12 protein-coding genes are annotated in these 13,352 nt (G+C 72.9%); 8 read left to right on the top strand and 4 right to left on the bottom strand.

Annotation, left to right across the window (positions count from 1 at the left end; all coding sequences use genetic code 11):
* Positions 1–113 precede the first annotated feature (113 nt).
* Positions 114–716, top strand: coding sequence for a hypothetical protein (locus tag IO36_RS28375; protein ID WP_037623900.1), 603 nt, complete (start codon positions 114–116; stop codon positions 714–716).
* 314 nt (positions 717–1,030) lie between these two features.
* On the opposite strand, the gene IO36_RS28370 is transcribed toward IO36_RS28375, so the two are convergent.
* Positions 1,031–1,267 carry a hypothetical protein gene (locus IO36_RS28370; protein ID WP_037623898.1) on the bottom strand — a complete coding sequence of 79 codons (237 nt, stop codon included), beginning with the start codon at positions 1,265–1,267 and terminating at the stop codon, positions 1,031–1,033.
* Between the two features lie 58 nt (positions 1,268–1,325).
* On the opposite strand from IO36_RS28370, the gene map reads away from it, so the two are divergent.
* Both map and IO36_RS28360 read left to right on the top strand, forming a co-directional pair.
* A complete protein-coding gene (map, locus tag IO36_RS28365) occupies positions 1,326–2,183 on the top strand; it encodes a type I methionyl aminopeptidase (RefSeq protein WP_037623897.1) in 858 nt (285 codons plus the stop codon).
* Between the two features lie 207 nt (positions 2,184–2,390).
* Complete coding sequence (locus IO36_RS28360) at positions 2,391–3,113, top strand: biliverdin-producing heme oxygenase (RefSeq protein ID WP_078943488.1); 723 nt, start codon at positions 2,391–2,393, stop codon at positions 3,111–3,113.
* Positions 3,114–3,367: 254 nt separating this feature from the next.
* Here IO36_RS28360 and IO36_RS28355 read toward each other — a convergent pair whose 3' ends face one another.
* The 3 genes from IO36_RS28355 to IO36_RS28345 form a co-directional block, all read right to left on the bottom strand.
* On the bottom strand, positions 3,368–4,012 hold the full coding sequence (locus IO36_RS28355) for a PhzF family phenazine biosynthesis protein (protein ID WP_037623896.1): 645 nt from the start codon (positions 4,010–4,012) through the stop codon (positions 3,368–3,370).
* A gap of 152 nt (positions 4,013–4,164) precedes the next feature.
* Positions 4,165–5,709, bottom strand: a complete 1,545-nt coding sequence (locus tag IO36_RS28350) for an HtaA domain-containing protein (protein ID WP_037623895.1) — start codon at positions 5,707–5,709, stop codon at positions 4,165–4,167.
* A gap of 130 nt (positions 5,710–5,839) precedes the next feature.
* Complete coding sequence (locus IO36_RS28345; protein WP_037623893.1) at positions 5,840–7,243, bottom strand: HtaA domain-containing protein; 1,404 nt, start codon at positions 7,241–7,243, stop codon at positions 5,840–5,842.
* A 116-nt stretch (positions 7,244–7,359) separates the two neighbouring features.
* Here IO36_RS28345 and IO36_RS28340 point away from each other — a divergent pair, with 116 nt between their 5' ends.
* The 5 genes from IO36_RS28340 (at position 7,360) to efeB (ending at position 13,351) form a co-directional block, all read left to right on the top strand.
* A complete protein-coding gene (locus IO36_RS28340; protein ID WP_425535555.1) occupies positions 7,360–8,373 on the top strand; it encodes a heme/hemin ABC transporter substrate-binding protein in 1,014 nt (337 codons plus the stop codon).
* A gap of 323 nt (positions 8,374–8,696) precedes the next feature.
* Positions 8,697–9,746 carry a FecCD family ABC transporter permease gene (locus IO36_RS28335; RefSeq protein WP_037624028.1) on the top strand — a complete coding sequence of 350 codons (1,050 nt, stop codon included), beginning with the start codon at positions 8,697–8,699 and terminating at the stop codon, positions 9,744–9,746.
* Positions 9,747–9,880: 134 nt separating this feature from the next.
* Entirely contained in the window at positions 9,881–10,723 is an 843-nt protein-coding gene (locus IO36_RS28330; protein ID WP_037624027.1) for a heme ABC transporter ATP-binding protein, read from the top strand.
* A 178-nt stretch (positions 10,724–10,901) separates the two neighbouring features.
* Positions 10,902–12,038: an iron uptake system protein EfeO gene (gene efeO, locus IO36_RS28325; protein WP_037623891.1), complete on the top strand. Its 1,137-nt coding sequence runs from the start codon at positions 10,902–10,904 to the stop codon at positions 12,036–12,038.
* A gap of 11 nt (positions 12,039–12,049) precedes the next feature.
* Complete coding sequence (gene efeB / locus IO36_RS28320) at positions 12,050–13,351, top strand: iron uptake transporter deferrochelatase/peroxidase subunit (RefSeq protein ID WP_037623890.1); 1,302 nt, start codon at positions 12,050–12,052, stop codon at positions 13,349–13,351.
* The last annotated feature ends 1 nt before the right edge of the window (position 13,352 follow it).

The raw sequence follows: 13,352 nt of genomic DNA, 5'->3' as shown, positions 1-13,352 counted from the left end.
CGGGCTCCCTGCCGCGCTCGCTGGTGGGGTCGGTGGTGCGGACTTGTGCCCGGCTCGGGCGAATTCGCGGTGAACTCCGGGTCACGAGTGGACCGTTGCGGCAGGATGCGGCCATGGATGCCGTACGGGTCGCGTTGCTGCGCGAGGTGCTTGCCGGGACCGAATGGCTGGGTGCGACACGGCGGTTCGGGGGGACCCTGCGGGCGTCCGTGGTGTCGCACGGCGGCGGGTTGCTGCTGGTGGGATCGGAGTCGTACGAACCCTGGCACCTCGCGGCGCATCTGGTGGACGAGGCCGCGTGGTCGGGGACGCCGGAGCTGTCGCCGACGCTGGTGCGGCACGGGGCGCGGGAGTCGGATCCGGCTCATCTGGCGGTGGGGCTGGGACGGATCGAGGCGGCCCGGCGCGGGGAGACCCTGCTCGTGGTGGCGCCGGACGAGCCCGGGGCCGCACTGCTGGAGCGGGTGCACGACGCCCGGCGGGCCGGCGCGACGGTGCTGGCCCTGTCCGAAGGGGAGGGCGAGCTGTCGGCGCTGGCGCACGAGTCGCTGGCGGTGCCCCCGGACCCCGAGCTCGACCTCGACACCGTGCAGCATCTGGTCGGCGCGGCGGCCGGGGAGAACCTGCTGCCCTCGCCGCGGGGCCGCCACCGCTTCCGCGACCGGCTCTCCCGCCTGGCCGACCAGCTGACGGCGCCACCGTCGCACCGGTGGTAGGTCGCGCGGCGGCGAAGGCACCGGGGGTACGGCACGCGGCGGCGAAGGCACCCGGGGGTACGGCACGCGGCGGGTGGACGCGCCGACGCCCGGGACCTGCGGCGGGCTGAACGCACCGGCGGCGTGACGCGCGGCCGGTGGACACGTCGGCGGCAGGACACGCGGCCGGTGCACGCACCGGTGGTTGGGACGCGCGGGCCGGTGGACACGTCGGCGGCGGGACGCGCGGCCGGCGGACGCGCCGGGGGCGGTAGCGCGGTTGCGCCGCCGCCCCGGTCGGCAGAGGCTCGCGGTCCGCCGAGGGGCCGCCGGGGTCAGTCGTCCTCGGTGCCCGGCGCCTTGCCCGACGCGTCGTGCCACTTCGGGTCCGTCTCCCATTCGAGGTTCCGCTCGCGCGCGAGATCCATCGCGCGTTCGGCCTCCCCACGGGTGGCGTACGGGCCGAAGCGGTCCTTGCCCGGGCAGTCGGGGCCCTCCTCGACCTTCTTGTGCTCCAGGCAGTAGAACCACTCGCCGGGCTTGCCGACCGTCCGCTTCTTGAACAGGGCCATCACCAGCTCCTTTCGCCTAGGACATGTTCCCCCATGCCCGCTGGTTAGACTCGCTGCCATGTCTGGCCAGTCGCTGCTCGTACCAGGGGAGCTCTCTCCCACCCGCTCCGTGCCGGGAAACATCAGGCGTCCCGAGTACGTCGGAAAGCCCGCGCCCACGCCGTACACCGGACCGGAGGTGCAGACGCCCGAGACGATCGAGGCGATGCGTGTCGCCGGCCGGATCGCCGCGCAGGCGATGGCCGAGGCCGCGAAACTCATCGCGCCGGGCGTGACGACGGACGAGCTGGACCGGGTGGCGCACGCCTACATGTGCGACCACGGGGCCTACCCGTCGACCCTCGGCTACCGCGGCTTCCCCAAGTCGCTGTGCACCTCGGTCAACGAGGTCATCTGCCACGGCATCCCCGACTCCACGGTGCTGCGCGACGGGGACATCGTGAACCTCGACGTCACGGCGTACATCGGCGGCGTGCACGGCGACAACAACGCGACCTACCTGGTCGGCGACGTCGACGAGGAGTCGCGGCTTCTCGTCGAGCGCACCCGGGAGTCGCTGGACCGCGCGATCAAGGCGGTCAGGCCGGGACGCCAGATCAACATCATCGGGCGCGTCATCGAGTCGTACGCGAAGCGCTTCGGGTATGGGGTCGTCCGCGACTTCACCGGGCACGGGATCAACTCCTCGTTCCACTCCGGGCTGATCGTCCCGCACTACGACAACCCGCACGCGACGACCGTCATGCAGCCCGGGATGACGTTCACGATCGAGCCCATGCTCACGCTCGGCACGCACGACTACGACATGTGGGACGACGGGTGGACCGTCGTGACGAAGGACCGCAAGCGCACGGCGCAGTTCGAGCACACCCTTGTCGTCACCGCGAGCGGTGCGGAGATCCTCACGCTTCCGTAGCAGCCCCCTTCCAGGCACCACCGAGACCCGCCCTGTCCCCAGGGCGGGTCTTTTCGTGGGCTTCTCGCAGGTGGGCGGGCCGTCGATCGGGGTACGGTTTTACCGACAGGGCGTCGGGAAATCCCTTGACTTAGGTAAGCCTAACCATAGAAGATTCGAGTGATCCAGCAACGGCTCGCGCCCTGCGCCATCGGCTCCGGAGGCCCCATGAACGCGTCGGAAACGTCGGACACCTCGGACACGACGAGCACCCCGGACACCCCGGACACCTCGGGTCCGGCGGTCACGCCGTTCTCGGCACTCATCCGCACCGCGTCGCACGAGGCGCACACCGAGGCGGAGTCCTCGACGTTCATGGGCGACCTGCTCGGCGGGCGGCTCGGGATCGAGGCGTACGCGCGCTACACCGAGCAGCTGTGGTTCGTGTACGAGGCGCTGGAGGCGGACGCCGGGCGGCTGGCCGCCGATCCGGTGGCCGGGCCCTTCGTGCGGCCCGAGCTGCTGCGCCGCACGGCGCTGGAGCGCGACCTCGCCCATCTGCGCGGCCCCGGCTGGCGGGACTCGCTCACCGCGCTGCCGGCGACCCTCGCGTACGCGGAGCGGGTCGCGGAGTGCGCGCGCACGTGGCCGGGCGGCTATGTCGCCCACCACTACACGCGGTACCTCGGCGACCTGTCCGGCGGCCAGATCATCCGCGACCGGGCGGAACGGGCCTGGGGGTTCGGCCGCAAGGGCGACGGCGTCCGCTTCTATGTCTTCGAGGACATCGCCAACCCGGCCGCGTTCAAGCGGGGTTACCGCGAGCTGCTGGACGGGGTGCGGGCGGACGACCTGGAGAAGCAGCGGATCGTGGCGGAGTGCAAGCGGGCGTTCGCCCTGAACACCGGGGTGTTCGGGGCCCTCGGGGAGGAGTTTCCGCTCTCCGCCTGAGGGGGCGCCCCTGGCTCGGGTTCGGGTCCCGGGGCGGCTGAGCGGTCCTGGTCACTGCGGGCCGGTGGGGGCTGGTCGCGCGGTTCCCCGCGCCCCTTGACGGCACCGGCGCCCACCGGAGAATCCAGCGGGCCCCCGACGGGCGCGAAGCGGGACCCGGGGGCTTCGGCTTCGGCTTCGGCTTCGGCTTCGGCTTCGGCTTCGGCTTCGGCTTCGGCTTCGGCTTCGGCTTCGGCTTCGGCTTCGGCTTCGGCTCAGCGTTCCAGGCGGACTCGGCCGCCTATCTCCACCCAGTCGCCCGGCTGGGGGGCGGTGAGGATCTGGGAGCCCACGCCCTGGGTGATGTTGAGGGCGCGCCCGAGCTGCTGGGTCAGCAGCAGCGCCGCCGCACCGGTGGCCTCGTCCTCGTCGACGCCGTCGTTACGGCCGGGGAAGGCGCGGGCCCGTACCCGTCCGGCGGCCTCGTCCTCCCAGGCCCAGGCGTAGATCCACTCCCCCGACGGCGGCACCGCCAGCGCGTTCACCTCGGCCGCGCTCCCGTGCCGCCGCAGCGTCCGCGGCGGCGCCCATTCGGCCCGCGCCTCGATCCAGCTGAACTCGCCGTCCAGCCGGACCCCCACCACACCGGCGGGCGTGACCAGTTCGGGCACGTCGAGCAGCCAGCCCACCCCGACGCACGGATGTCCCGCGAACGGCAGCCGCGACGACGGGGTGTAGATGTCGATGACCCCGCGCTCGGGGTCGTCGACGAACACGGTCTCGCTGAAGCCGAGCTTCGCGGCGAACTCCTGCCGTTCCGCGCGGTCCGGCATCACCGAACCCTCGCGCACGACACCGAGCTCATTGCCATACCCGCCGCCTGGTCCGCAGAAGACCCGCAGCACGTCGTAGTCAGTCACTCCGGCATTCAAACATTCATCCGCGCGATCGGTTACCCACACAACCGGACCGCCCTCCTCCGAGGGCCCCCGGCCAGCGGGGAACCGTTCCGGAGGAGGGCGGACCTGGTCCGGCGGAACCGGTCGGCGGGCGCACCGACCGGTCCGGCGGATCAGACGGTCCGCCGCCTGCGCATGGCGACCACGACACCGGCGCCCGCGGCGACGGTCACGGCCGCCGCCGCCCCGAGCGCCCCGGCCGGGACCTCCGACCCGGTGGAGGCCAGCGCACCGCCGACACCGCCCGTGGTGGAGCCGGTCGTCCCCGCGCCGCCCGTGGTGCCGCCCGACGACGTACCGGAGCCGCCCGAGCCCGACCCGGAGCCGGAGCCCGAGCCGGAGTCCGAGCCGCCGTCCCCGTCCGGGAGCTGGGCGTCCTCGCTCAGGGCCACCGACAGACCGACCGGGTCGAGTTCGGTGCCCTTCGGGTAGAAGCCGCCGAACGCCTCGGCACCCGCCTCGGTGAGCGTGGCAGTCACGCCCTTCAGGGTGATCACATCGTCCGTCGCCGTCAGGTCGGCGGTGTCCGCGCTCAGTTCGGCCAGGACGACGTCGTCGGAGGTCTCGCCGAGGCTGTCGACGTCGGCGGTCAGCTCGCCGGAGCCCCCGTCGAGCTCCACCCTGAGGTCGCTGAGGGTGAGGTCGAGGCCGTACTCGCCGTTCGCCTCGTGGCCCTTGAAGTTGACGGCTCCCTTGAAGGAGGCCGAGAGGGTGTCGGCGTCGGTGTCATAGGTGCCGGTGGCGTCCGGGAAGGTGAAGGCGCCGTTGCCGGCCGCCTGCGTCGCCCCGCCCGACGCGGTGATCCTCCCCTGCGCGGCGCCGTCCACGACGTACGTACGGAAGGACTGCTTCACGCCCCAGCCGAGGGTGCCGTCCGCTATCTCGCCGCGCGGTGCGGCGCCGGTCCCGGACTCCGAGGCACTCGGGCTCGGGCTCTGGGAGGCGGGATCGGAGGGCGACGCGGAGGACGAAGCGGACGACGAGGACGAGACGGAGGTCGAAGGCGAGGCGGAAGTGGACGCGGACGCGGACGACGTCGGCTCCGAGGACGTCGGCTTCGGGGACGTGGAATCCGTCGCCGTCGCGGTGGCGGTCGGCGTCGCGGCCGGCTTCTGCGTCACGGTGAGGGGGTCGCCCGCGGCGCCCTCGTAGCCCGCGCTGCCGAGCACGGTCGCCGCCTCCTTCGTCAGCCTGGTCTCCATGTCCGTCATCGAGCGGGTCACGGTGACATCGGCGAGCGGCACGTCGTTCTGCGTCGTACCGCCGCTCGTCACGTCTGCGGTGATCTCGGCGGCACCGCTGTCGAATCTCACGTCCGACAGGGTGAGTTCGAAGCCGTGCAGCTTGGAGGCGATCTTCAGACTGCCCTCGAAGCCGAGCCGTACGGCGTGGGTGTCGGAGTCGTACGTCCCGCTGCCCGCGGTGAAGGTGAACGCGCCGTTGCCCGCCGCCTGCGTCGCCCCGTCGGCCGGGGTGAAGGAACCGGCCGCCATGCCGGTCACGTACGAGCGGTAGGACTGCTTGATGCCCCAGGTCAACTCGTAGTCCTTGAGCGGCGCTTCGGCGGCCGAGGCGCTGGTGACGGCGAGGGCTCCGGCCCCCAGGGCGACCGCGACGGCGGCGGCGAGTGCGAGGGGGCGGCGGCGGTGGGCGGCCATGATCGTGGGTCTCCTCTGAGATTCGGGGATCGGTCCGGTCGACGAGGTCCGGGATGAGCGGCCACAGGGGTGCGGATGACCGCAGTCGGGGGTGAGGGCTGGGGTGAGGGCCGGGGGCGGGGCGTCGGGGTCAGCGGGTGCGGCGCCTGCGGACCAGTCCGAGGACGGCCGCGGCCGTGAGCAGCGCCCCGGCGGCGAGGCCGACCGGCAGGACCGCCCCGCCTGCCGGTCCACCGCTCGCGGTGTTCTCGGTGCGCGGCGCGGTGACGGTCTTCGCACCGGTTGCCCGCGACGCGCTCGGCGTGGGCGAGGGGACCGCGGACTCGCCGAGGTCGGGCAGGGCGGGGAGCTTCACGTCGTCGGTGAGGGCGATGGAGAGGGTCACGGGGTCCATCGCCGTGCCGGCCCGGTACATCCCGCCGAACGCCTTGGCTCCCCGTGCGGTCAACTCGGCCGGCACTTCGGTGAGTTGGATCAGTCCGCTTTTCGACGTCAGGTGCTTGGCCGCGAAGGTCACGAGCGGGACCCGCTTCCCGGTGAGGCCCGGGCTCCTCACGTCGGCGTAGAGCGTTCCCTCGCCGTCGCCGACGGTGACGCGCAGTCCGCCGAGCCGGAGGTCGAGCCCCTGGTGTCCGGTGAAGCGCAGCGTTCCCTCGAAGCCGGCCTTCAGGGTGTGCTTCTTCCTGTCGTACGTGCCCTCGCCCGAGGGGAAGCGGAAGAGCGCGCCGCCGTCCCGGGCCCCGGAGGTGAGCGTCCACCGGCCGTCGGCGACGGGTCCGGTGACGTACTCGCGGAAGGTGCGGCGCACACCCCAGTCGACGGCCCCGTCCTCGATCGCGCCCGCGGTCGCCTTCCCTGCCTTCCGCGCCGGGGACGCGGAGGGCGTGGCGGTGGGTGCGGTCGACGGCCGGGCCGGGGCCGGCACGTCCGCCTCCAGGCTCACCGGATCGAGTGCCGTGCCCGCCGTGTAGTAGCCGGCGAAGGACCTGGCGCCCTGTGAGGTGAGCGTGGCCGGGAGGTTGTCGAGCCGGACGGCGGTTCCGCCGCCCTTCATGTCGATGCCGCCGAGGGAGAGGGAGGCGAAGGGCACCTGCCTGGACGTCGTGACCGTCCCGGTGCCCTTCGCCTTGCTGGTGATGTCGACGTAGAGGGTGCCGCCACCGCCGAGGACGCGGACGGTGGGGCGGCTGATCGTGAGGTCGAGTTCGTAGCCGCCGCTTCGGCGGTGCCCGACGAAGCGGACCCCGCCGGAGTAGGCGGCGGTGAAGGCGCCCGTGCCGCCGTCGTAGGAGCCGGTGGCGGAGTGGAAGCGGAACCGGCTCGCGCCGATCGTGGCCGCGCCCCCGGTGAGGGAGTAACTCCCCTTCGCGATGGGCCCGGTGACATAGCTCTGGAAGGACGACTTGATGCCCCAGTCGAGCCGGCCGCCCCGCACGGTGCGGCTCGTCGCGTGGGCGGCCGTGGCGGTGAGCAGTGCTCCCAGCACGGTGACGCAGACCACGGCGGCCGCCAGGGCCCTCGAACGCGCGGGCATGGCTGTCCTCCGGTTTCCGGGGCTCGGGAACCCCTGGCGACTTAGGTAAGGCTAACCTAAACTACGAACCGGAGTGCTGGAAGAGAACCGAGAGGAACGACGGGACAGTGCAACGCTTGCGCACACGACTGGCGGGGGCGCTGCTGTCGGCGCTCGCCCTCACCCTCGCCCTGACCGGATGCGGGGGCCCCGACGGCCCCGCGACCCCGGCGGCGACCGGAACGGCCGGGGCGGACGGATCGGGCGGCACCGACCGCGTCGAACCCCTGAGGTCCCCGGGGACACCCCGACTCCCCGTCACCGTGCGGTCGTTCGGCGGAAAGAGGACGACCGTCGAGAAGGCCGACCGGATCGTTCCGCTGTCCGGCGGCCTCAACGAGATCGTCTTCACGCTCGGGCTCGGTGACCGGGTCGTGGCCCGCGACATCACCGCGACCTTCGACCAGGCGAGGAAACTGCCCCTGGTCACCCGCAACCACGACGTCTCCGCCGAGAGCGTGCTCTCCCTGCACCCCGACCTCGTACTCGCCGAGTCGACGACGGGGCCGGACGAGGCCCTGCGGCAGATCCGCGACGCCGGTGTGCCCGTCCTCGTCGTCGCCCCGGCGCACGGCCTCGCCGATGTGGGCACCCGCATCCGGGCGGTGGCCGACGCGCTCGGCGTGCCGGCGGCGGGACGGCGGCTGGCCGAGCGGTCCGAGCAGCGGATCGCCGCTGTGCGCGGGGCGATCCCGGCCCACGCGGACCGCCCGCGCGTCGCCTTCCTCTACCTGAGGGGGTCCGCCTCCGTCTATCTCATCGGCGGTCGCGGCTCGGGAGCGACCTCGCTGCTGGAGGCGGCGGGAGCCCGCGACGCGGGCGTCGAATCGGGTCTGGACAAGGACTTCACCGCCATCACCACCGAGGCGCTCGTCCGGGCCGCGCCCGACGCGATCCTCGTGATGTCCAAGGGACTCGCGTCGGTCGGCGGAACCGACGGGCTGGTCAGGATCCCCGGAGTGGCGCAGACGCCGGCCGGCGCGAACCGGCGGGTGGTGTCCGTCGAGGACGGGGTGCTCCTCAACTACGGGCCGCGCACGGACCGGGTACTCAAGTCGCTGGTACGGCAGTTGTACGGGGACACCCGATGACCGCACTCGGCCGGCCGGCACCGAAGACACCCACCGGACCGGACGCCGGACCGGCTGTCGAGCACACCGCCCGGACGGACACCGGACCGGGCCACGCAGCGGCCACCGACCGGGACGCCGGACCAGGCCGCGCACCGAACCCCCGACGGGACACCGGACCGGGCCGCGCACCGGACGCGGGGCCGGACCGCGCACCCGACACCGACCCCGACACCGGGGCGGACCGCGCATCGGACACCGAACCTGGCCGCACACCCGACGCCGGACCCGACACCGGACCCGTAACCGAGCCGCGCTCCGAACCGGCCGCCGGCGCCGCCCCCGTGCCTCACGCCGGGGAACGCGGACGCGGTGCCTCCTGGCTCCTCGCGGCGGGGCTGGTCGCCGCCCTGTTCGTCCTGGTCCCGGTGGCCGCCGGGCTCGGCGCCTACCCGATCCCCACCGGCGACGTGCTCGCCTCCCTCGCCCACCGCGCCGGTCTCGGGGGCGCCGCCCTGGACCGGGTCCCCGAGTCGGTGCTGTGGGACGTGCGCTTCCCGCGGATCGTGCTCGCGCTGCTCGTCGGCGGCTCGCTGGGCTGCGCCGGCGCCCTCATGCAGGGCGTGTTCGGCAACCCGCTGGCCGAACCCGGGGTCATCGGCGTCTCGTCGGGCGCGGCGGTCGGCGCGGTCGCCGCCATCGCGCTCGGCCTCGACTTCCTCGGCACCTTCACCGTCCCGGCCGTCGCGTTCGTCACGGGTCTGGCCACCGTGCTGCTCGTCTACGCCCTGTCCCGCTCCGGCGGCCGCACCGAGGTCGTCACACTGATCCTCACGGGCATCGCGCTGAACGCCTTCACCGGCGCCCTCATCGGTCTGTTCCTGTTCTTCGCGGACTCCGCCGCCGTCAGCCAGATCACCTTCTGGCAGCTCGGATCGCTGGCCCAGGCGACCTGGCCGAAGGTCCTCGCGATCCTTCCCTGCGCCGCGATCGGACTGACGGTGGCACCGCTGTACGCCCGCCGGCTCGACCTGCTGTCGCTCGGCGAACGCCCGGCCCGGCACCTGGGCGTGGACGTCGAACGGCTGCGGCTCGTCCTCGTGCTGGTCATCGCGCTGCTCACCGCGGCGGCCGTCAGTGTCTCGGGGATCATCGGCTTCATCGGTCTGGTCGTACCGCATCTGCTCCGCATGGCGGCCGGGCCCGGACACCGCTTCCTCGTCCCGGGCAGCGCCCTCGGCGGCGCCGCCGTGCTGCTCGCCGCCGACCTCACCGCGCGCACGGTCGCCCATCCCGCCGAACTCCCCCTCGGCGTCCTCACCGCCCTGCTCGGCAGTCCGTTCTTCCTCTGGCTGCTGCGCAGGACCCGCCGCAAGCAAGGAGGCTGGGCATGAGACCCGCCGAGAACCCCGCGCGACCCGTCGTGCCACCGGCCGTGCCACCCTCTGGGCGATCCGCCGTGCCACCCTCCGAGCGATCCGCCGTGCGTCCGTTCGCGGGACGCGCCGGGAGCGCCGGCGTCGGGCGCCTGCGGCTCCCGCGTCCGGTGCGGCCCCTGCCTCCGCCGGCACCCGCCCCCGGCGACGTCCTCGCCGAGACCGAGGGCCTCCGGGTCCGGCTGGGCGGGCGGGAGGTGCTGCGCGGTGTCGACGTCAGGGCCCGCGCGGGCGAGGTGCTCGCGCTGGTCGGGCCCAACGGGGCCGGGAAGTCGACGCTGTTGGCCGCGCTGGCGGCCGATCTGCCGGCCGCGGAAGGAGTCGTACGGCTCCACGGGCGTCCCGCCCGGGACTGGTCCGCCGCCGAACTCGCCCTGCGGCGGGCGGTGCTCCCCCAGTCCGCGACGCTCTCCTTCCCGTTCACCGTGGAGGAGGTCGTCCGCATGGGACGGGCGCCCTGGGCCCACGCACGGCAGGACGACGACGCGGCGGTCGCCGCGGCCATGGCGGCCACCGAGGTCACCGCGTTCGCGGCACGCACGTTCGGCGCCCTCAGCGGCGGCGAGCGCGCGCGGGTGGCGCTCGCCCGGGTACTGGCCCAGCGCGCACCGCTGCTGCTGCTCGACGAGCCGACCGCCGCACTCGACCTGCGGCACCAGGAGTTGGTGCTGCGGCTCTGCCGCGCAAGGGCGGGCGCGGGTGACGCGGTGGTCGTGGTGCTGCACGATCTGGGGCTGGCGGCGGCCTACGCGCACCGGGTCGTGATCCTGTGCGCCGGTCGTGTCGCGGCCCGCGGCCGGCCGTCGGAGGTCTTCACCGACCCTCTGCTGACGGAGGTGTACCGGCAGCCGGTCGAGGTGGTCCCGCACCCCCGTACCGGCGCGGCCCTCATCACCCCGAAACGCGACGAACCAATCCCCTTGACCCTCCCTTGACCCTTTCATGGGGTTCGTTTTGAGTCGCCGTGATCAAGCCGTTCCTGTACGGCATCTGTGAGAGGTGAATCACCGCATGGGTGGGTATCAGTGAGGCAAGGCTCAGATAAGTTAGGCCAGCCTCACCATGCCGAACGGGCCCAGCCGTGCGGCTTGTCCGACTTCTCTTGGAGCCTGCATGCGAGCCGTCCGACTGTCCGTCGTCACCGCTGCCGCCACCGCGGCCGCCCTGGCCGCCGTCACGGGTTGCACCCAGAAGAGCGACGCCAAGAACGGCGACGCGATCCAGGTCACCGCCGCCGACTCCAAGTGCCAGACCTCCGCCAAGACCGTGCCGGCCGGCCAGGTCACCCTGAAGATCGAGAACAAGGGGTCCCAGGCCACCGAGGTCGAGATCGTCTTCCCCGACGACCGGATCGTCTCCGAGAAGGAGAACATCGGCCCCGGCACCAAGTACACGCTGACCGCCGAGGTGAAGGCCGGTTCGTACGAGATCGCCTGCCGCCCGGGGATGAAGGGCCACGGCGTCCGCCAGAAGCTCACCGTCACGGGCGGCAAGGTCGCCAAGCGCGACCCGCGTCTGGACAAGGCCGTCGCCTCCTACCGCGAGTGGGCCCAGTCGGAGGCCGACGCCACGATCCCGCGGGTGAAGACGTTCACCGACGCGATCAAGGCCGGCGACCTGGAGGCCGCCAAGAAGGCGTACGCCCCCTCGCGCGTGGGCTGGGAGAGCACCGAGCCGATCGCCGAGTCGTTCGGTGACATCGACCCCAAGACGGACACCCGCGCCGACGGCCTGGAGAAGGGCCAGAAGTGGACCGGCTGGCACGCGCTGGAGAAGGCCCTGTGGGCGGACAAGAAGATCGGCGATGAGCAGAAGGCCCTCGCCGACCAGCTCGTCACCGACCTGACCGACTGGCAGAAGCGCGTCGGCAAGGCCGAGATCACCCCGACCTCCATGGCCAACGGCGCCAAGGAGCTGCTGGACGAGGTCGCCACCGGCAAGGTCACCGGCGAGGAGGACCGCTACTCGCACACGGACCTCAGCGACTTCAAGGGCAACGTCGACGGCGCGCAGAAGGCGTACGAGCTGCTCAAGCCGGTCGCCTCGGAGAACGACGCGGCGCTGACCGCGGAACTCGACAAGCAGTTCGCCGCGCTGAACAAGCTGCTCGACACGTACCGCACGGACAAGACCTCGGACGGCTTCGTCTCGTACGACAAGGTCGGCGAGGCGGACCGCAAGAAGCTCTCGGACGCGGTCAACGCGCTCGCCGAGCCCCTGTCCAAGCTCGCCGCCGCCGTCGTGAAGTAGGAGCCAGCGCCATGACGGACACCCAGGACAGCACGCAGGCCGCGGACGCCGCAGAGCCCGCGCCCGCCGGTTCCGCGCCCACCCGGCGCTCCCTGATCGGCTGGGGCGGTGCCGGGCTCGCGCTCGGCGCCGCCGCGGCCGGCGGCGCCGTCGCGATGACCCGCGCCGGCAACGACGTCGATCCGGCCGGTGCCGACACCGGTGCCGCCGTCCCCTTCCACGGCCCGCACCAGGCCGGTATCGCGACCGCGGTGCAGGACCGGCTGCACTTCGCCGCGTTCGACGTGAAGACGGAGGACCGCGCCGAGTTCGTCCAGCTCCTCAAGGACTGGACCGAGGCCGCCGCCCGGATGACCGCCGGACACGCGGTCGGCGAGGGCGCGTACGGCGGGCTCGCCGAGGCGCCGCCGGACGACACCGGCGAGGCCCTGGGGCTCAAGCCGTCCCGGCTGACGCTGACCATCGGCTTCGGTCCGTCGCTGTTCGCGAAGTTCGGTCTGGCCGACCGGCGCCCCGAGGCGCTCGTCGATCTGCCGGCGTTCTCGGGCGACAACCTGGACAAGGCCCGCAGCGACGGCGACCTGTGCGTCCAGGCCTGTGCGGACGACCCGCAGGTGGCGGTGCACGCCATCCGCAACCTGGCCCGCATCGGCTTCGGCAAGGTCGCCATCCGCTGGTCGCAGCTCGGCTTCGGCAAGACGTCGTCGACGACCCCGGACGCGCAGACCCCGCGCAACCTGATGGGCTTCAAGGACGGCACCCGCAACATCGCGGGCACCGAGACCGATCGGCTGAAGAAGTTCGTGTGGGCCGACGCGAAGGACAATGCGGGGAAGGCCGCCTGGATGACCGGCGGTTCCTACCTCGTCGCCCGGCGCATCCGCATGAACATCGAGACCTGGGACCGCACCTCGCTCCAGGAGCAGGAGGACGTCTTCGGCCGCGACAAGGGCGAGGGCGCCCCCGTCGGCAAGGCCAAGGAGCACGACAAGCCGTTCCTGAAGGCGATGAAGCCCGACGCGCACGTCCGGCTCGCGCACCCCGACTCCAACGACGGGATCACGATCCTGCGCCGCGGCTACTCCTTCACGGACGGCACGGACGGCCTCGGCCGGCTGGAGGCGGGCCTGTTCTTCCTCGCCTACCAGCGGGACGTGCGCAAGGGCTTCATCCCCCTGCAGCGCAGCCTGTCGCGCTCCGACGCGCTCAACGAGTACATCCAGCACGTGAGTTCGGCTGTCTTCGCCGTTCCGCCCGGCGTCCGGGACAAGGACGACTGGTGGGGCCGGGCACTGTTCTCCAAGGAGGCGTAGC

Origin of the sequence: Streptomyces aureus, assembly GCF_000725495.1 — a bacterium.
Lineage (GTDB): Bacteria > Actinomycetota > Actinomycetes > Streptomycetales > Streptomycetaceae > Streptomyces > Streptomyces aureus_B.
The sequence above is the reverse complement of the archived record's forward strand: the minus strand, read 5'-3'. Positions and strand labels throughout refer to the sequence as shown.